The sequence below is a fragment of the Agrobacterium sp. 5Ca50 genome (assembly GCF_055381905.1).
Genome location: NZ_AP026438.1, coordinates 1 through 19,734, shown reverse-complemented (window position 1 = coordinate 19,734; position 19,734 = coordinate 1). Strand labels below are relative to the sequence as shown.

Genomic DNA, 19,734 nt, shown 5'->3' with positions numbered 1-19,734 from the left:
CAATGTCAGAGCTTGAAAAACACGCTTTCAAAATGAAGCTGTTTCCCGGAATGGAAGCGGAATACAAAAAACGCCATGACGAGATTTGGCCCGAACTGGTGACGCTTCTTCGGGAGGCGGGGGTAAGCGACTATTCCATCCATCTCGATCACGAGACCAATATCTTGTTTGGTGTGCTGACCCGCCCGAAAAATCACGGCATGGCGGCGCTGCCCGATCATCCTGTGATGAAGAAGTGGTGGGCCCATATGGCCGATCTCATGGAAAGCAATCCTGATAATTCACCCATCGCGACCGATCTTGTGACGGTGTTTCATCTGAAATGACCAATGCTACTCCATTCCGCCACGTCGCCGTTATCGATATCGGCAAGACCAACGCCAAAGTGGTTGTCCTTGATACGGCGAGTGGTGCCGAAATTACGGTTGAACGCCGGCCCAATACGGTCATCAAAAGCGGACTTTATCCGCATTACGACATTGATGCGCTCTGGCAATTCATCCTAGCAAGCCTCAAGACATTCGCCATTAAACCTGGCTTCGATGCCATATCGATTACCACCCATGGTGCTTCGGCTGCTTTGCTGGACGACAAGGGCGATCTGGAGATGCCTGTTCTGGATTATGAACATGAATATCCGGCGGAGATCCGGCAGGATTATGCCCGCCTGCGCCCAGCCTTCTCGGAGACCGGTTCTCCACCGCAGTCCATCGGGCTTAATCTCGGTGCGCAGATCCACTATCAGAAAACCGCTTTTCCCGAGGCGTTTGCACCGGTTCGCAGCATTGTCACCTACGCACAATATTGGGCGGCACGTCTGACCGGCGTTTTGGCCACTGAAGTGACCTCGCTTGGTTGCCATACGGACTTGTGGAACCCGGGTGCCAACACCTTTTCATCCCTCGTCGATACGCTGGACATTCGCTCGCTGATGGCGCCGGTCCGTTCCGCTTTTGATGTTCTGGGACCGGTCAAACCAAAGATTGCTTCTGAGATTGGCCTGTCGTCAGACATACCGGTTTATTGCGGCATTCACGATTCCAACGCTTCATTGCTACCGCATCTTTTAAAACGGCAGGGCAATTTCTCTGTCGTTTCCACCGGCACATGGGTCGTGAATTTTGCAATTGGCGGGACACTCGATCAACTGGACCCAACACGCGATACTTTGACCAATGTCGATGCCTATGCCCGCCCCGTTCCGTCATCACGTTTCATGGGCGGCCGTGAATATGAAATGCTGAGCCAGCAGTTCGGCACCGTATCGGCCGTAGAGATTGAATCCGCGTTACCCGCAGTCCTGACACGTGGCATGATGTTGTTGCCAAGTGTGGTCAAAGGGTCTGGTCCGTTTCCGAATGAGGATGCCCGGTGGATTGCCGATGACGATGCGACCAATGCTGAGCGGCATGCAGCGGCAGCGCTTTATCTCGCGCTAATGACAGACGTCAGCCTGAGCCTGATTGGTCGCAAGGGACCAATCCTTGTTGAAGGACCTTTTGCGAAAAACACCCTTTACCTCAAGGCGCTCTCCAGTTTTGCCAATACGGATGTTATTGCTATTGGGGGCTCTACGGGCACCAGCGCTGGCGCAGCCCTGCTAACGGGACCATCACCCATCGCACAAGACAGTCGAGAAATTGTTGCAGGAAGGCTGGAAGTTGGTGATTACAAACGCCACTGGCATGCGGCAATGGAGCGTGTTCCCGGCTGATAAGAAATCCATCAATCGCCGAGATCAAGGGCTTCCCGATCAATGAACGGGAAGCCCTTTTTGTTTCAAGCGTCGAGGCTGATGGCGCGAACACCATCCTTGTCGAATACATGCAGATGCTGGCCCGGGAAATCGACCCGGACTTTTGGACCAGCCGACAGGGCAGCGCGATCCAGCGTAAAGATTTTGAACGGCAGACCGTGCAGCGATAGATGGATGATGATGCCAAAGCCAGTTGGTTCGATCAGATCCACATTGGCCTCAATGCCACCGGTTTCGACCATTGTGACGTGTTCGGGCCGAATGCCAAGGGTCACGGATGTCCCCTCTTCCAGCTTCACCGACTTTGCCAGTTTCATCACCATGTCATCGGCAAGGCGCACACCATGGGTGCCATCCTTGGCGACATAGGTTCCTGTCAGGAAGTTCATGCCGGGAGAACCGATAAAGCCGGCAACGAACAGGTTGGCCGGAGTATCGTAAAGTTCAAGCGGCGTACCAACCTGCTGCACCACGCCGACATTCATGGCAACGATACGATCGGCCAGTGTCATCGCCTCGATCTGATCGTGGGTCACATAGATCGATGTGGCCTTGAGGTCGGCATGCATTTTCTTGATTTCAGCGCGCATCTGCTCACGAAGGCGAGCATCGAGGTTGGAAAGCGGCTCGTCAAACAGAAACGCCTTGGGCTGCCGCACAATGGCACGTCCCATGGCAACGCGCTGGCGCTGGCCACCGGACAGGGCTTTTGGCCGTCGTTCCAGGAAAGGTTCAAGCCCAAGCTTAGACGCCGCACCGCTTACGGCAGAGGCAATCTTTTCCTTGGCCGTTTTGCGAAGCCGCAGGCTGTAGCTCATATTGTCGGCAACCGACATATGTGGATAAAGCGCGTAGGACTGAAACACCATGGCGATGTCCCGGTTCTTCGGCGCGACGTCGTTGACCCGGTTTCCCTCAATGCGGATATCGCCGGACGAAATGTCTTCCAGGCCAGCAATCATGCGCAGCAGAGTGGACTTGCCGCAGCCGGACGGACCGACGAGAACGATAAATTCCCCGTCCTGAATTTCCAGATCGACCCCATGCAGCACCGGATAGTTGCCATAGGTTTTGCGAACATTTTGAATATCAATAGATGCCATAATAGAGCTCCTAGCCTTTCACCGCACCGGCGGTGAGGCCTTGAACAAGGTAACGCTGGATCAGCAGGAAGAAGACGCAGGCAGGAATAAGCGCAAGAACGCCCGCTGCCATCATCTGTCCGAAGTCCACCGAAAATTTTGAAACGAAGGTTAGAAGGCCGACCGGGAATGTCGCCGCGTCATTGCCGGAGATCAGCATCAGGGCGAACAGAAGTTCACTCCACGCTGCGGTAAACACGAAGCCAAGCGTTGCCGCCACGCCGGGAAGCGTCAGGGGCAGAATGATCTGCCGGAAAGCAACAAAACGGCTGGCGCCATCAATCGTCGCCGCCTCTTCCAGATCCTTCGGAATTCCGTCGAAGAAGGACTGCATCAGGAAAGTTGCAAACGGCACGTTGAAGGCGGTGTAGACCACAACAAGTCCGGTCAGACTGTTGGTCAGACCAATTGGCGACAACATCTTGAAGATCGGCGCAACCAGCATGACGAGTGGAAACATCTGCGTCAGCAACATCAGGCCGACGATCCAGTATTTGGCCTTGAAGTCGAAACGCGACAGCGCGTAACCGGACAGCGATGCCAGAATTGTCACGACAACGGCGGTGGAACCGGCGACAATCAGGCTGTTTTTGAAAAACACCGGAAAAGCGCTGTGGGCGATAACGAAGCTGAAATGGTCGAATGTCATGCGCGATGGCCACATGCGCACGCCTTCGCTGTAGAGCAGGTCATTTGGCGTGACCGACACCTTCAACAACCAGAACAACGGGAACAGCGCAACGATGACATAAAGCAGGATCGCAATACGATGAGCGCCGATGGAGATAACTTTACTGGCTCTCATGGGGTCAATCCTTCTTCAGCAGTGATTGGCGCAACAGGATAATCAGCATCGAATAGGCCAGGAGCAGCACCAACAACACCAGCGCAATCGCCGAGGCGTAACCAAAATCCAGCCGCTTGAAGGCTTGCGTGAAGATATAGCTGGCAACGATCTGCGTGCGGTCTGCCGGGCCACCATTGGTCATGACAATGATGAGATCTGCGAAGTTGGAAATCCACACGGTTCTGAGCAGCACTGTGATGGCAATGGTCGGTGCCAGAAACGGCAGGGTAATCGACATGAAGCGCTGTACAGGACCTGCGCCATCAATTTCGGCGGCTTCATAAATATCACGCGGGATAGCCTGTAAGGCCGCCAGAAGCGTGATGGCAAAAAATGGTATTCCCCACCAGATATTGGCAACGATCGGTCCCCACATGGCAAGTTGAGGATCGGAGAGGATGTTGTTTGGCGCATCCAGAATGCCGAGAGCATATAGCCAGTGCGGCAATGGACCAATCAAAGGATTGAACAGCCATGCCCAGTTGAGGCCGGCCAAAAATGTCGGTACCGCCCAAGGCAAAAACACCAGCGCCTGTACAAGACCACGGCCATAAAAGGGTTTGTCCAACAGCAAAGCCAGAATAAGGCCGAACAAGAACTGCAGAAACACCGAGGCGCCAGTCCACCACAGCGTGTTTTTCAACGCTCGGTAAAAGGCCTGATCCTGCGACAGCGTTTTGAAGTGTTCAATACCGATAAAGCCACCGGAAAACGGGTTGAGAAGCTGCACGTCCCGAAACGCATAGGACAGGCCGAGCGCCAGCGGCACCAGCATGACGGCGGCAATCAGGATGAGCGATGGCGCGCTGTAGAGCCAGGGCTCACTCTTATGCGCCAGCCGCTGCAGAAACGGTCGTCTGTCCTGGCGCCGCGTGTGCGGAAGGGCAGTGTTATTCATGAAGGCAATCCTGTTCTGGCCTTTTGGCAGGCGCACTGCACTGCCGCTATTTTCTTGGGCTGGCGCAGAACATTCCGGCCAGCGAGTTGCGGTGCAGGACATGAAGTCCCACACCGCACTTTGTATTACTTCTTGGCGAGGTGCTTCTGCTGCGCCTTCGTCAGGTAGTCGGCCCACTGGTTGGCCAGATCTTCCGGGGTGATGTCACCCAAGAGAGCTTCCTGCGAGGTCTTGATAACCAGCGAATCCTTGAAGAACGCAAATTCTTCGAGGTAGGTCGGCATGGTTGTCGGAACGGCGTTCTTGTCTTCCAGCTCAGCAAACCAGCCCTTGAACTGCTCGCTTTCGTAGAACGGATCTTTTTCAGCCGACTTGTGAACCGGAAGAGCGCCTGTCTTCTTGTTCCACTCGATGTTGCCTTCTGGGCCTTCGAGCGTCTCAATCAGCTTCCAGGAAAGATCCTTGTCCTTGGACGACGCCATCATCGACCAACCGGCAAAACCGATTGTCGGGAAGGTCTTGCCGTTAGGACCCTTTGGCATGGTCATGATGCCGTAGTCTTCCGACTTCATGCGCTCAGCGATCGCAATGAGGGCATCCGGGTCCTGGTCAAGAAAAGCGCAAGTGCCGGTATAGAAGCCGGCAACGATTTCGTTGAAGCCCCAATTGACGCTGTCCTTCGGTGCATAACCGTTCTTGTAGAGATCGATCAGCCAAGTCAGACCCTTGACCCAGCCTTCGCTGTTCATGGTCGAGGTGCCGTCTTCATCGAAGAACTTGTTGGAGCCGGCCATGGAGGCGCCGAACATGATCCAGCCGTTCAGGCCACCGGGACCACCACGAAGGCAATAACCGTATTTACCGGGCAGAGCTGAAATCTTTTTCGAGGCCTCTGTAAACTCGTCCATGGTCTTTGGCGGCTCGGTCACGCCAGCTTCCGACAGAAGCTTTTTGTTGTAGAACATGGCGCGCAGATAGAAGCCGTATGGCAACATGTAAGCCGTGTCCTTCACATCGCGGCCAAGTTCCAGCGCGCGTGCAGTCAGACCCGGTGTGTGCTCCCACTTAGCGAGATAAGGCTCAAGGCTTTCGAGCATGCCATTGTTGGCATAAAGCGACAGCCATGTATCCGGCATTTCGATGACGTCAGGGACTTCACCGGCCGATACCATGGTCGCGAATTTCTGGAATGCCTCCCCCCAAGGAAGCGAAATGATCTCAACCTTGGTGCCAGGGTTCGCTGCCTCAAACTTGGCAACGATAGACTTCAAGGTTTCGGTACGTTCTGGGCTGGTAATAACCTCCACCAGCTTCAATGTCGTGTCCGCAAGTGCCGTGCCTGCCATCATCGAGGCAAAAACCGCAGCGGTCAGCAGCTTCTTCATCATTCCAGTTCCCCCTATTGTTGGGTTTCGTTGGTTGTCGTTACTCCATCAGGTAGCAGCAGCGATGGCCGCTTCCAGATCTCCCCAAAGCGCATCCGTCCCCTCAAGACCGACATGCAGACGCACCGAACGCGCGCTGATGCCGAAGGTCTGAGCCGAATTTGGCTGCGCTTTTTGTTCCAGCACCACCTCACCGGGAACGATCAGGCTTTCGTGACCGCCCCAGCTGACGCCGAGCTTGAAAAATTTAAGCTGATCCGCAAAAGCGCGCACATTCACGCCTTCCCGGAAAATGAATGAAAACAGGCCCGACGTGCCGTTAAGACCGGTAGGCAGGCGATTGGCCAATGCCGGATGGCAGACGGTTTCCACAACATCGAGTTCCTGAAGCTTACGGGCAATCGCCAAAGCCGATTGCTCATGCGCCTTCATACGAATTGGCAGCGTGCGCATACCGCGGATCAACAACCATGCATCAAATGGCGACAGCTTGCCGCCGAGATAAGGGTAGGCTTCTCCACGAATGCGGCCAATCAGCTCCTTCGAACCGGCAACAACGCCGGCAACCACGTCGCTGTGACCACCCAGATATTTGGAGGCCGAATGCAAGACGATATCGACACCCAACTTCAATGGCTGCTGGAAGATCGGGCTGGCCCAGCTGTTGTCGATGACGCTGATGATGCCGTGTTTGCGGGCGATTGCTGCCAGTGCGCCAACATCATGTGCTTCCATGACCCAGCTTGTCGGGCTTTCCATGTAGAACAGCTTTGCACCGGGGAGAGCCTTGGCAACGGCCTCTTCGTCGCGGCCATCCACATAGGTGACCTCAACCTTCATGCGCTTCAGCAACGTGCCAAACAGACGGAATGCGTCCGGGTAGACGTGACGCACAGCAACAATGCGGTCGCCTGGCTCTACGAATGACAGGACCGTCGATGAAATGGCCGACATGCCGCTGGCGAACCCGATAGCGTCTTCCGCACCTTCCAGCTTGGCCAGCATTTCCTCAAAGGCCCGGACCGTCGGGTTCAGACCACGGGTATAGACCGGACGGGATTTTTCACCGCGATAGGTCGAGACCATCTCGTCATAGCTGGAGAAGGTGAACAGCGACGTCTGCACGATCGGCGGCACAACGGCTTCAAAAGCATTTGTTTCGTCATGGGCCACGATCTGTGATGCAAGATCGAACGTGCCGGCTACATCATTCATTTGGACATTTCCTTGATATCTTCCTCGACGATGTCGAGAATCTTGAGTGTTTCGCGCCGTGCCGCCTCGGTATCCTGGGCGGCGATGGCGTTAAATAGCGTGCGATGGAATGGGAATGAGCGCCTTGCAAAGTCCGGGCGGTCAAATGGCTGATCCCAAAACTGCTCGAAAGCCTCTCGCATCTGTTCCAGCAACTGGCGGAAAAGCGGGTTGTGGGTGGCATCATAGATGGCAAGATGAAACTCGAGGTCCTGGCGACCGGAGGTGCCTTTTTCGATATGCACCCGCTCCATTTCATTAAGTTTTTGTTCGATATTGACGACATCTTCAGCGGTACGACGGCGGGCTGCTACCATGCTGGCTTCGACCTCTATGCCGCGCCGCACTTCGAGCGTCTGCAGCAGGATGTCGCGCAGATTTACCGTCTCAAGGGATAGCGGCATATGAATCGTCGCGGTGGTGACGGGCTTTAACAGATAGGTACCGCTGCCTTTACGGGTCTCCATCACGCCGAGCGCCTGAAAATGCCGGATCATTTCGCGGATGGTCGAGCGGCCAACCGCGAGAGCTGCCATCAGCTCGCGTTCGGCAGGTAAACGGTCACCTGTCTTGAGGCTGGCTCTATCAATATAGTCCGACAATGCACTGGTAACCTGTGCCACACGATCGATCGGTGGCAGTGGCGCGATTGGCGGCCTCTCCTGTTTCAGCTTCACTCTTTCTTCCCGACGACCTATTAATTGGTCTGACATCTTAGCATTATGCCGCATTGGCAATCTGTCAAGGCCGAGGTTGAGCGACTTTGTTCTGTTTTTAAGGTTTTGGAAAATGGCTGGAAGGCGCCGACAGCTGCATAAGACGACGCAAAAAATCAAACAATAACAATGGAAAAATACTATAGCGCACTATGGAACACGCAAACGAACCGCCACTCTCACGCAATTGAATTGCAGTGCCTGATCGGTAAAACCAATTAGAAGCGATCGGCGACCTGAATGCCTGCAGGCCCGAGAATAACCGCGATAAGCACTGGCAGAAAAAACAAGATCATCGGCACGGTGAGCTTTGGCGGCAAGGCGGCAGCCTTTTTTTCTGCCTCGTTCATACGCTCGTCTCGACCTTCCTGTGCCAAGACACGCAGTGCCTGCGCCAGCGGCGTACCATAGCGTTCTGCCTGAATTAGGGCTTGCGTAACGCTCTTGACGATATCGAGCTGTGTACGGATGCCAAGGTTTTCAAGCGCAGTGCGGCGATCCTGAAGAAACGACAATTCAGCCGTTGTCAGCACCATTTCTTCCGCAAGTTCCGGTGACTGGTCTGCCATTTCTTCCGCCACGCGCCGCATGGCTGCTTCCATAGAAATACCAGATTCAACGCAGATCAACATCAGATCGAGTGCGTCTGGCCAAGCACGTTTGATGGAATGCTGACGCTTTTTCATTTGGTTGGAGATGTAGATGTTTGGCGCATAGAAACCGATATACGCCACAACGATCACCACCAGAATACGTATCGGCATGGCCTTCTCGGCCAAGTTCCCAAGTCCAAAAACCCAGAGGATAGCAAGGACCAGAAATACGAATGGCAGAATAAAACGGGCAGCAAGGAACGTGTTGAGCGCATTCTGTGAGCGATAACCTGCCGCCCGCAGCTTGTTCATGGTGTTTTCATCAACAAGGGCTTCGCGAAGGTTGAAGCGTTCCACGATCTTGCGCGCTGACTTGTTGTTGGAGGTGCGTAGTGAGCCCTTGTTGCTTAGCTCCGCTTGCATGCGCTCACGTTCACGGCTGCGGATCTGATCGCGTTCCGTGGACACAGCCTTCATGCGCTTGTTGAGATCACCCTTTTCAAAATAGGGAATGACAAGCGTGTAGAGCGTTGCAAATACGGCCAGCGCAACAAGCAGCGCGATGATCATCGTCGGATTGGTCAGGCTTTTTGCGAGTTCCTCAGACATGCGCTGCCACCCTCAAATATCGAAATTGATCATGTTGCGCATCACAAGGATGCCAATTGACATCCAAACACCAGACACCCCGAGGATGATGTGACCTCGAGGATCGGTAAACAGGTGCATGATGTAGTCGGGCGAGGTCATGTAGACGAGAAAGGCCACAATGAACGGCAAAGCGCCAATGATGACAGCGGAGGCTTTTGCTTCCATCGACAACGCACTGACCTTAGCTTTCATTTTTTTACGCTCACGCAGCACCTTTGCAAGGTTGGACAGCGCCTCTGAGAGGTTACCACCGGCCTGCGCCTGAATGGTGATGACCGTGGAAAAAAAATTCACTTCGGAAAGTGGCATGGTCAGCATCATGCGGGTCGCCGCTTCGGGAATACTCAGCCCAACTTGCTGCGCATCAAGGATGCGCTGGAACTCGGTTTTCACCGGTTCCTGTCCATCGGCAGCAATCAAACGAACAGCGTCATTCAGCGGCAGACCGGATTTGATGGATCGGCACATCACATCAAGCGAGTTTGGAAATTCATCCAGAAACTTGCGTTGCCGGCGTCCGACAAGAAAACCCAATATCCAGCGCGGCAACCCTAGGCCGCCGACGAAAGAAATGGCCAGAACAATCAAAAACGGCAAGCCCGAGATAAGAGTCAGCAAAAAGATAACCAGACCCAGCACAGCGCTCAGCATGTAAAATTTGCCAATGGTGATGGTTAAGCCGGCCTGCGTGATCTTGCCCTTCAGGGTGACATCACGGTTCTTTTTGGTTTTTTCCTGCTGTCGCTTTTCGAGGTCCTTCAGGTTGTCCTGAACGGATTTTCTCCGTTTGCTCAGTTCCTGAACCCTATCACGGGCAGCCTTGATTTTAACGCGGTCCGTTTCGGCCGATTTGACGCGGTTAACACGGGTTGCGGTCTTGTTTTCAACCTCGATGCGCTGGAAAAGAAACGCATAGGCAAGGGCGGCGGCAGAGATGCCGACCAGCGCAACAAGCATAAATATCGTTAGCCCATTTCCAGCCATTTATCGCTCAAATCCTATTGCGATTTCTTTTCCATCTCATCAAGGGCCGCCGCCAAACGGCGTTCCTCGTTATAGTAGCGCGCACGATCCCAGAAATGCGGCTTGCCGATGCCGGTCGAGACATGGCGACCAATCAGCTTGCCTTGCGCATCTTCGCCTTCGATTTCGTAGCGCACGAGATCCTGGGTGATGATCACATCGCCTTCCATGCCAATCACTTCGGTGATGTGGGTGATACGGCGCGAACCATCCCGGAGGCGGGTCGCCTGAATGACAATATCAACGGAGCCAGCGATGATTTCACGCACTGTTTTGGCAGGTAAAGTAAATCCGCCCATGGCAATCATCGATTCCATACGGCTGAGGCACTCTCGTGGTGAGTTGGAGTGGATCGTTCCCATGGAACCGTCATGACCGGTGTTCATCGCCTGCAACAGGTCGAAAACCTCTGGTCCGCGCACTTCGCCGACGATGATACGTTCTGGGCGCATACGAAGGCAGTTCTTGACCAGGTCACGCATGGTGATCTCGCCTTCGCCTTCAATGTTTGGTGGACGGGTTTCCAATCGCACCACATGCGGCTGCTGCAATTGCAGTTCCGCGGTATCCTCGCAAGTGATCACCCGCTCATGTTTGTCGATGTAGCTGGTCAGGCAGTTGAGCAGTGTCGTTTTACCCGAACCCGTACCACCTGATATAACCACGTTACAGCGCACCCGACCGATGATCTGCAAAACTGCGGCACCTTCTGGGGTGATCGCACCAAACCGCACCAGTTGGTCAAGCGTCAGCTTGTCCTTCTTGAACTTACGGATGGTGAGCGCGGGTCCATCAATCGCCAGAGGCGGAGCAATAACGTTGACACGCGAACCGTCAGGCAGACGGGCATCGCATATCGGGCTTGCTTCATCGACGCGACGGCCAACCTGGCTCACGATACGCTGGCAAATGGAGAGAAGCTGCGTGTTATCGCGGAAGCGCACTTCCGATTCAATGGTTTTACCATCCACTTCGATAAATGTCTGACCGGAACCGTTGACCATGATATCGGCGATATCATCACGTGCCAGAAGGGGCTCCAGTGGACCATAACCGAGAACGTCGTTGCAGATATCCTCAAGCAATTCTTCCTGCTCGGAAATCGACATGGCGAAATTTTTGATGGTGATGATATCGTTGACGATATCGCGAATTTCGTCGCGGGCGCTTTCATTATCCAGCTTGGAAAGCTGCGAAAGATCGATCGTGTCGATAAGGGCGGAGAACACCTGCCCTTTGGTCTTATAGTACTCTTCGGTGCGCGCCATTTTTTTGCGCTGAGGCGGTTGAGAATTCGCCTGGAGTGGTGGCGTCGGAACCTGCTGACGGGAGATTACCGGCTCGAGCGTTTCGATTTTTTCGGGTTTCGGCATGACAGGCGCAAGAATTGGCGCAGGCGCACTCACCTGCCCGATGCCAATACCCCTTCCAGCGTCTTCGTTTCCGCGTTTTCCAAACATGCCAGTTTTCCAGTTTCATCGAGCAGCGGTTTATTTCCGCTTCAGCAATTCCATAATCTTACCCAGCCCCGGTTTCTTGGCCTTCTTGGCGCTCGCACGCCCGGTCACGAGGTGGGCAATCTGCGAAAATGTCTCCGCAACAGGTGATTTCGCATCAATCTCGCTGATCATACGACCGCTATTGGCCGCATTGCCAAACAACTGGACATCAAATGGAATGATGGCAATCGGAGAGATTTCCAGCGGCTCGAAGAAATCGGCGGGCGCAATCTCCGGGCGTTTCGCCATGCCGACCTGGTTGAGGACCAGATGTGGCGGCTTGTCGTTCGGGCGCATTTTTTTCAGGGAATCCAGCATGTTCTTGGTGTTGCGCAGGTTGGCAAGGTCAGGAACGGCGGTGATCACCACCTCGTCTGCCTCTGCTAGAACGCTGCGTGTCCACTCACACCAGCCATGTGGAATATCCAATACCGCGACAGGCGCGGTTCGCTGCAGCAGTTCCATCACCGGCTGGAATGCAGCGCGATCAAAATCATAGGCACGATCAAGCATTGACGGCGCTGCCAGCAGCGAAAGATGTTCGGAACATTTCGTCAGAAGGCGATCGAGAAACATCTCATCCAAACGTTCCGGCGAAAACACGGCTTCGGCAATGCCTTGCGCAGGATCCTGATCGAAGTCGATATTGGCAGTCCCGAATGGAAGGTCAAAATCAGCAAGAATGGTTTCTGTCGAAAACAGGTTTGAGATGCCAAAGGCGCAGTTATGCGCAATGGTCGACGATCCAACCCCACCCTTCGCTCCGATGAAGGCGATATTGCGTCCCAAAGGTTCAGCCTCTGGATCGACAAAGATGGCTGAAATAGACGAGAGGAGATCCGACATCTTGACCGGAGCAACGAGATATTCGGAAATGCCGTTGCGGATAAGGTCCCGGTAGAGTGAGATGTCATTGTAATGACCAACAATGACGACACGCGTGGAGGGATCACAGACTTCGGCCAGCGGGGACAACTCATCCATCAGCTTTGATGGATCACATTTCGTTTCGAGAATGATCAGGTTGGGTGTCGGTGACGATGAAAACATGCCTGCAGCGGCTGCAATATCACCATTGGTAATACGCAGGCTGACTTTACCCATACGCCGGTCACTGCCCAGACGCTCCATGACGCGCAGCATAACTTCGCTTTCGCAAAAGCTATGGATGGAAATCCGCGGCAAGGGCCGCAGATTATCCATGTCGGAAGGCTTGTGCAGGTCGTCGAAGTTCACTTCGTCGTCACCACTGCCTTTGATCTCGTATTCTATCGCGCTCATGTTTCACCTGTCAGGAAATGGAGTACCGGCCTGCATTAGTCAGCGGAGGCGGTATTATCTCCGTTGCGGTACCCATCAATGACAACAGACCGGCGTTCAGCATCAATTGGCGTCATGCCACGGGGGGCTACAAGGTCCATCGGATTGGCGATCTGGGCCGCGAGGTTATTTTGCGTCGCGCAACCGAAATTATGCCAGTTGCGATTTTTGGAGGTGTTACTGGTCAGATCTTCGGGCCACTCGCCGCACTGCCCTGTCATGGCCGTCACCGCGACATAGCTGAGACGAATTGGCGCTGCATCACCCTGTGGGCCAGCAGCGTACACTGTTTCAACGATCTTGCCGGCAGGGACACCAGAACCCGTCAAGATCGTGCGGATCTGCTTGCCCATGCGTGACGCGGCTGCCGCATTGGGCGAGCCAGATGGCAATTGTATCTGCACGATACCGGTCGACGTTCCCTTGTAGCTAGAAACGAACCCCCTGATATTATCGGCCGCCGGCGTGGTCAAACGGCTGTCCCCTGAAGAGACCGGAATATCGATCGTGTGTTCTGCTTCATTCAGCGTGATTGGGTGGCGTGTACGGTAATCGTCCGGGATAGCGCCAGTGTTCATGCCATCCCGCGTGCCACAGGCCTGCAGCAAGCCGGCCATCGCAGTCACAGCAAGCGCAAAGGATACCCTGCGAAGCGGCGAAGCGTAAACTGTTGTCTGTGTTGCCAGCATGGTGGCCCCCCTCGTGCCGGGAGCAGCGGCATACGGTTTCATCTGAAGCTCCATCGTCATTTATAGATAAACCCAACAGTGCCCTGGTACGGTGCGGCAGGAGCCTTCTCCTTGCGGCCGTACACCTTGTTGACGCGGTTCATGAAATACATGGCGGCATCGTTTTCCGGGTTAAAGTTATCATCCGGGCGAGCAATCTGATTACGCGCCACCGGGCGAACGAGATACGGCGTGGCAATGATGACCAGTTCCGTTTCGTTGCGGATGAAGTCCTTGCTCCGGAAAAGCGTGCCGAAAATCGGCACCTTGGAGATACCAGGCAGACCGGACATGGCCTGGCGAATGTTATCCTGCACCAGACCGGCAATCACAATCGAACCACCTGACGGTAGCTCTACAGTGGTTGACGCCTCACGTTTGCGAATGGACATATAGGTCGCGCCTGGCGTGCTGCGCATAGTGCTGCCGGTGACGACGCTACCTTCATAGGTCGGTTCGGAAACGTTGGTCTCAATCTTGAGGCTGATACGACCAGGCGACAGAACAACCGGGCGGAAGTTCAGTTCGATGCCGTAATCAACCGTGTTTGTCTGGCGGGTCAGAACTGGACGTTCAGCGCCGGTTACTCCATTTTCCTCAGTGGTAATTTCCTGAGTACCCTGCATGCGGAATTCACCGCCAACATAGAACTTTGCCTGTTCTCCCGAAATAGCGGTCAGGCTCGGTTCTGCCAATGTCCGCATGACACCAGCCTGCTCCATGGCATTGATGTAGGAGGAAAAACGCATTGAGCCGGATCCGATCGAGCCGGTGATCAAACCGGAGGATGGATTGACGGCAGCGCCCAGATTGGCCGGATTTGCAAATGAGAAGCCATTGCCACTGCTCGTGCTGCCAATAGAACCACTGAAACCAAGTTGCTTGAGGACCTGCCTGCTGACCTCGGCCACCGTAACCTTCAGCGTGACCTGATCCTCACCTTCAATCGTCAGCATATTAACGATCTGTGATGTCTGGCGCTGCTCGGCGAAAATTGCCGCGTCGCCACCATTATCGCCGCCTGTCAATGTTACGTTGCGGGTGGTAGCTTCACCGCCTTTGAGGAAGGCTTCAGCGAGTTGAACCGCACGTGCTGAATCCTGTGGTGTCCGCACTGTGCCCGTCAGAACAATGTTGTCCGAAACGATCTCAACCTTGATATCGGAATCGGTGATGAAGCGACGCAGATTCGCTTCAAGACCATTGATGTCACGCTCGACCTCGAGATCGAGGCTGACGATTTCCTCACCATGGGCACCGAAAATGAAGATGTTTGTCTGGCCGACAGATTTGCCAAACAGGTAGATGCGCCGGGATGTGCGTGTGACAGCGTCTGCCATGCTTGGATCTGCAACGAGAATATCATGCGCATCCTGTGGCAGGTCGACAACCAGCGCCTTGTTCAGGCCAAGTTTCAGACGCTTACGTGTGCCCTTGCCACTTTCGGTAATACGAATGATGCTTTCAGACGCGGCTTGCGCTTCAGCTTGCTGGAAGCCGCGAGGTGTAAAGTCACCCGGAATACCGGAAAAAGCCAGGCAGAATGCCAGGCTTGCCGTGACGGAGGAACGGAGTGTCCGTTTGATGTTTCTCACGTTACCTCTCCCGCTCATTGTGATGCACCTTGCTGTTGGCCGTTCTTGACGATCGAGCCGGATTTAATGACCTGAATTTCAGGTTGGCCAGTGCCGCCGCTCAGCAGGTAATCCGCGGAAACAGTGTCACTTTCTTGGGCGTCTGATACGGAACGCAGCGACAGGGTCAGCCGATCAGCCATCTGCTGCGCAACAGTAATGATGCGGGCCTGATCCGGTGTCAGTTCCAGCGTCGCGGTTGCACCGACAACGGATGACACACCATCTTCGCCCTCACGGATTTGCTGGTCGATTGCCAGAACCCGCACGTTGTTGAGAACATTTTCCGTCTGGAAAGAGCCTTCATCGCCCTTGCGAACCATGATGACATCCACCCGGTCATTGGGCAGGACAAAGCCGCCGGCGCCGGTGGCAACGGATATTTCGGTTGCAACAGCGCGCTTTCCAGAGGGCAGCAAAGCCGACATAATACGGCTGCTGGAATCGACGACTTTTTCCGGGCGGACTGGTTCGCCTTCAAACATCGGCAAACGCACTATAGCGCCGGTCAACTCGGTCAGAGCTTCCGGGCGATTGTCCTGCGTCACATATCCTTCAACGACGCTGCCTTGCGGCCAGGGCACCCAACGCACGGAATCAGGATTCAAGCGGCTTCCAACCGGCAAGTTGACCGACGAAACGAGCACATTGACTGTCGGCTCTTTCTGTATGATTGCTTCCGCCTTCTCCACGACCTGTGGAGTGCCGGCGAGGTTCATTGCAATCATCCCGGCGAGACCGGCAGCAATGACTGCGACGGACAGAATGATGATGCGTGCAGGTTTCATGACCAATCCTGAGGCTTTAAATTCGCCTTTTAGGATGACCCGCAATTCGTATAATTATGGTTAACGCACCACTTACATTTGTGGTTAATAAAAGATTTCCGATAAATATTACCATAAACGGTCTTTTTACCGGCGGATAGTCTCAGGAAAGGCTGGCGATTGCAGCTTTCACGATCGGGGCTTCCGCATAGGTGATCAGGCCAGCGGCACCGATAGCGATGCCATATGGCACCTTTTTAGCTGTTAGAAGGGAATTGGGAATTGGTAACCCAGTTGCAAGCAATGTCACCGCCTGCGAACGCATCAGCAGGATCAGCAGTGTCAAAACACCACCTGCATAACCGACAGCTGTTAGAAACAGAAAAAGTGATTGATCAAATCCAAACCACACTGCAGCAGCCGTCAAGAGTTTCGCATCGCCTCCACCCATAACATTCATCGCAAACAGGCAGAAGCACACTGAAAAAACGGCAAACCCGGCCAGCAGGCTCATGCCAATGGTCGACCATGCCATGCCTGTAAAGGGCGCAATTACCAGGAAGGCACCAAGCAGGATCATGGAGACCCGGTTGGGAATGGTCATGGTGAAAAGATCAGTGATTGCCGCAAGAGTGAGACACAGAGGCAAGATCAAAAAAATCGCCGCGATAATCATGCCGCACTCCCATTTGTTTTTAGAGTTTGATCATTCAATCCAGATAGAACACGTATGAATGATAAAACCGTCCCAACATAAAGCGGGACGGTTTGCACAAGAGCAAAAGCCTAATTACTTAGAGCTAGTAACGGCAGCATCCATCTTTGTGGAGATAGCCTGGAACGTTGTGTTCAACTTGTTGCCGAGGGTAGTTGCACCGGTGATGAGCGCGACGGAAATCAGCGCTGCAATCAGGCCGTATTCGATAGCGGTTGCGCCGGATTCGTCCTTGACGAAACGTGCGAAAATCTTGGTCATGGAAACTCTCCTGGTCTGTTGTTTGTTGTTCAGCACACCGACAACTGTTTCCGTTGTTCGGTTGGACAAAACCTACACAGAAGCGATTGCCATCCCCTTAAGAAATCGCCTTAACAAAGTGTGAACGCACTTCTAATTTTGGGATGGTAAATAACTTACTCAATACGTTGAAAAACCGACTCTATTCTGAAAATTACACAATTTCATCAGTATTCGTACCGGCAATCAACCTCGGATATGCTTCATTTCGAGATTCGCCCTCGCACCACAATGAAACGCAGGCGTCCAGAATGCCGACAGCATTGTTTAACGTGACCCATATTGAAATGGTTAAACCGACTTTCGCCTTAACGCTCCATTAACCAAACCTGAGCATTATCTCTCGAATACGAAACATTGTTCCGGCGTAAAAAAGGCATTTGATGGCAATGGCACTCCGTTCGCTGGCAAAAATCACAATTGCTGCCATGGCAATCCTGTTGCCAATGGCTGGCATTGCCACGTCTGACGACGACATGCTGCGGGTGTCCATGAACCATGCGCGGGTTCTGCGGCTGGATCGTCCCGTCAGCAAAGTGATTGTCGGAAACGCCAAGGTGGCGGACGCGACGGTTTCAGACGCGCATACAATTGTGCTGACTGGCCGCAGCTATGGGACAACCAATCTTGTGCTTCTGGATGCCGACGGCAACGCCATTGTCGATGAACGCATTCTGGTGTCGATTGACGAAGGCAACACGGTGCGCGTGTTCCGTCAAACTGAACGGACGGTGTTGTCCTGTACACCGAACTGTGAGCAGCACTCACAAAATGAAGGGCCTTAACACATCCCTTCATCAGAAAAAAGAAAAGCGGCCCGAAGACCGCTTCTCTTGAAAATATGGACTGGAAAAATCAGGCGTTATTCTCGTTGATCAAACGCTTTAGAAGTTCAACCTCATGGCCGAGCTTGGTATCTGCGCCAATCAGTTCCTCGATCTTGCGCACGGCATGCAGAACAGTGGTGTGATCGCGGCCACCAAAACGACGTCCGATTTCCGGAAAGGAACGCGGGGTCAGCATTTTTGACAGGTACATGGCGACCTGACGTGGTTTGACGATAACGCGTGTGCGACGGTTCGAGACAAGCTCCTGTCGAGACACGTTATAATGACGGGCCACAATACGCTGGATGTCTTCGATACGAACCCGCTTTGCTTCCCCGGCCCCTACCAGATGCGACAGAAGCTCGTCGACGCGTTCAACCGACAATAATGGCTCGAATGAACGACGGAAAATGAGCTGGTTGAAAGCACCTTCCAGTTCACGACCACTTGCCGTTACGCTGCGCGCAACATGGGTGAGAATTTCCTCGGGAATTTCCAGAGCCGGATCATCCTGTCTGGCAGTGCCGAGACGACGGTTCAGCATTTCATAACGCATGTCGTAGTCGGGGCCTTCGATTTCGACGGCCATACCGCCCTGAAGACGCGAACGAACACGCGGATCGAGCGATTCCAGTTCCCATGGAGCACGGTCAGCGGCCACAACAACCTGCTTTGCACTATCAAGCAACATATTCAGCAGATGGCAGAACTCGTGTTGGATCATCTTGCCCTGCAGGAACTGCATGTCATCGATGACCAGAAGGTCGATGTTACGCAGTGTATCCTTAAGGGTCAGGGCATCGTTGTCGCGGATCGCGGTCGCGAAACGCCACATGAAATATTCAGCTGTCAGGTAGACCACGCGCGAATTGCGCGGGCTATCGATTGCAGCATTGGCAATGGCCTGAAGAAGGTGGGTTTTGCCCAAACCAACACCTGCATGGATAAACAGCGGGTTGAAGCGCACAGCACCTGCACCAGCTTCAGCAATCGTCTTGGCCGCCGCCAGCGCAACACGGTTGGAAGAACCTTCAACGAAGGTATCAAAGGTAAAACGGCTGTCGAGCGGCGAACCGAACAGCGGTCCACCCGATGTCTGGCGTGCAGGCTGAGCCTGGCTTGCGGCTGCTGGTACAGACATACCAATCGGCTGGGCTGCTGCAGTTTTGCTGCGGGCAGCGACCGGTGCCATGGTCTCTGTTGCCGGTTCGGCGCGTTCAGCAGTCTGCGGAACGCGAACATTTGTACGGGTTGCCGAACGGACGAGAATCTCGACCTTCAGAACCTCAGGATCCTCACTCTGCACAAGGCTGGTGATCAGATCAATATAACGGTTGTTGATCCAGGACTTCAAAAACGTCGTTGGAACTGTGAAACGAACGACACTCTTGGAAACCGAATGAAGTTTAAGCCGCGCAAACCAGCTTGCGTAAACTTCAGGACCAACCTGCGCCTTCAAGCGTGCACTGAAGCGTTCAAACAGTGCATCTTGAGTCATCTTCGATTTGTCCCCTACCGGTTCAGAGCAAACGTCATCACATGCCTGCGATGCGCGGTCCCCGTTTACCGCCGCACCCATCACCAAATTCATTTGCATATTGCCGCCTTTCAAATTGCCAATCATAGCCTGACGAAAATACCCCGCCAGGGAAAACCTTCTCGTTATTGCCTTGAGCTAC

19 protein-coding genes are annotated in these 19,734 nt (G+C 54.0%); 3 read left to right on the top strand and 16 right to left on the bottom strand.

Annotated features, from left to right (window positions below; all coding sequences use genetic code 11):
• The first annotated feature begins 2 nt into the window (after positions 1–2).
• A complete protein-coding gene (gene rhaM / locus ACZ5FM_RS00095; protein ID WP_464039377.1) occupies positions 3–326 on the top strand; it encodes an L-rhamnose mutarotase in 324 nt (107 codons plus the stop codon).
• Positions 323–1,714, top strand: coding sequence for an FGGY-family carbohydrate kinase (locus ACZ5FM_RS00090; protein WP_464039376.1), 1,392 nt, complete (start codon positions 323–325; stop codon positions 1,712–1,714). The genes rhaM and ACZ5FM_RS00090 overlap by 4 nt, the downstream gene beginning before the upstream one ends.
• A 65-nt stretch (positions 1,715–1,779) precedes the next feature.
• Here ACZ5FM_RS00090 and ACZ5FM_RS00085 read toward each other — a convergent pair whose 3' ends face one another.
• The 15 genes from ACZ5FM_RS00085 to ACZ5FM_RS00015 all read right to left on the bottom strand — a co-directional run bounded on the left by ACZ5FM_RS00085 (position 1,780) and on the right by ACZ5FM_RS00015 (position 17,189).
• Positions 1,780–2,859 carry an ABC transporter ATP-binding protein gene (locus ACZ5FM_RS00085; RefSeq protein ID WP_464039375.1) on the bottom strand — a complete coding sequence of 360 codons (1,080 nt, stop codon included), beginning with the start codon at positions 2,857–2,859 and terminating at the stop codon, positions 1,780–1,782.
• A 10-nt stretch (positions 2,860–2,869) separates the two neighbouring features.
• A complete protein-coding gene (locus tag ACZ5FM_RS00080; RefSeq protein WP_464039374.1) occupies positions 2,870–3,703 on the bottom strand; it encodes a carbohydrate ABC transporter permease in 834 nt (277 codons plus the stop codon).
• Positions 3,704–3,707: 4 nt separating this feature from the next.
• Complete coding sequence (locus tag ACZ5FM_RS00075; protein ID WP_192486770.1) at positions 3,708–4,643, bottom strand: carbohydrate ABC transporter permease; 936 nt, start codon at positions 4,641–4,643, stop codon at positions 3,708–3,710.
• A gap of 125 nt (positions 4,644–4,768) precedes the next feature.
• Positions 4,769–6,028, bottom strand: coding sequence for an ABC transporter substrate-binding protein (locus ACZ5FM_RS00070; protein WP_464040500.1), 1,260 nt, complete (start codon positions 6,026–6,028; stop codon positions 4,769–4,771).
• Between the two features lie 48 nt (positions 6,029–6,076).
• Positions 6,077–7,243: a PLP-dependent transferase gene (locus ACZ5FM_RS00065; protein ID WP_250983395.1), complete on the bottom strand. Its 1,167-nt coding sequence runs from the start codon at positions 7,241–7,243 to the stop codon at positions 6,077–6,079.
• The gene (locus tag ACZ5FM_RS00060) at positions 7,240–7,995 is read right to left on the bottom strand and encodes a FadR/GntR family transcriptional regulator (protein ID WP_464039373.1); all 756 of its coding nucleotides are present in this window, start codon (positions 7,993–7,995) and stop codon (positions 7,240–7,242) included. Before ACZ5FM_RS00060 ends, ACZ5FM_RS00065 begins: the two co-directional genes overlap by 4 nt.
• A gap of 221 nt (positions 7,996–8,216) precedes the next feature.
• The gene (locus ACZ5FM_RS00055; RefSeq protein ID WP_464039372.1) at positions 8,217–9,200 is read right to left on the bottom strand and encodes a type II secretion system F family protein; all 984 of its coding nucleotides are present in this window, start codon (positions 9,198–9,200) and stop codon (positions 8,217–8,219) included.
• Positions 9,201–9,212: 12 nt separating this feature from the next.
• Entirely contained in the window at positions 9,213–10,226 is a 1,014-nt protein-coding gene (locus ACZ5FM_RS00050; RefSeq protein WP_464039371.1) for a type II secretion system F family protein, read from the bottom strand.
• A gap of 14 nt (positions 10,227–10,240) precedes the next feature.
• Positions 10,241–11,725, bottom strand: a complete 1,485-nt coding sequence (locus ACZ5FM_RS00045; RefSeq protein WP_464039370.1) for a CpaF family protein — start codon at positions 11,723–11,725, stop codon at positions 10,241–10,243.
• A 30-nt stretch (positions 11,726–11,755) separates the two neighbouring features.
• Positions 11,756–13,045 carry an AAA family ATPase gene (locus ACZ5FM_RS00040; protein WP_250983391.1) on the bottom strand — a complete coding sequence of 430 codons (1,290 nt, stop codon included), beginning with the start codon at positions 13,043–13,045 and terminating at the stop codon, positions 11,756–11,758.
• Positions 13,046–13,080: 35 nt separating this feature from the next.
• Complete coding sequence (locus ACZ5FM_RS00035) at positions 13,081–13,815, bottom strand: CpaD family pilus assembly protein (RefSeq protein WP_464039369.1); 735 nt, start codon at positions 13,813–13,815, stop codon at positions 13,081–13,083.
• Between the two features lie 14 nt (positions 13,816–13,829).
• A complete protein-coding gene (locus tag ACZ5FM_RS00030; RefSeq protein WP_464039368.1) occupies positions 13,830–15,425 on the bottom strand; it encodes a type II and III secretion system protein family protein in 1,596 nt (531 codons plus the stop codon).
• Positions 15,422–16,234: a Flp pilus assembly protein CpaB gene (gene cpaB / locus ACZ5FM_RS00025; RefSeq protein ID WP_464039367.1), complete on the bottom strand. Its 813-nt coding sequence runs from the start codon at positions 16,232–16,234 to the stop codon at positions 15,422–15,424. Before cpaB ends, ACZ5FM_RS00030 begins: the two co-directional genes overlap by 4 nt.
• Positions 16,235–16,376: 142 nt before the next feature.
• The gene (locus tag ACZ5FM_RS00020) at positions 16,377–16,889 is read right to left on the bottom strand and encodes an A24 family peptidase (RefSeq protein ID WP_464039366.1); all 513 of its coding nucleotides are present in this window, start codon (positions 16,887–16,889) and stop codon (positions 16,377–16,379) included.
• Positions 16,890–17,003: 114 nt separating this feature from the next.
• Complete coding sequence (locus tag ACZ5FM_RS00015; protein WP_464039365.1) at positions 17,004–17,189, bottom strand: Flp family type IVb pilin; 186 nt, start codon at positions 17,187–17,189, stop codon at positions 17,004–17,006.
• 467 nt (positions 17,190–17,656) lie between these two features.
• Here ACZ5FM_RS00015 and ACZ5FM_RS00010 point away from each other — a divergent pair, with 467 nt between their 5' ends.
• Positions 17,657–18,013 (top strand): pilus assembly protein N-terminal domain-containing protein, encoded by a 357-nt coding sequence (locus ACZ5FM_RS00010; RefSeq protein ID WP_405049446.1) that lies wholly within the window; start codon positions 17,657–17,659, stop codon positions 18,011–18,013.
• A 70-nt stretch (positions 18,014–18,083) separates the two neighbouring features.
• Here ACZ5FM_RS00010 and dnaA read toward each other — a convergent pair whose 3' ends face one another.
• The gene (gene dnaA / locus ACZ5FM_RS00005; protein ID WP_192486759.1) at positions 18,084–19,652 is read right to left on the bottom strand and encodes a chromosomal replication initiator protein DnaA; all 1,569 of its coding nucleotides are present in this window, start codon (positions 19,650–19,652) and stop codon (positions 18,084–18,086) included.
• Between the last annotated feature and the right edge of the window lie 82 nt (positions 19,653–19,734).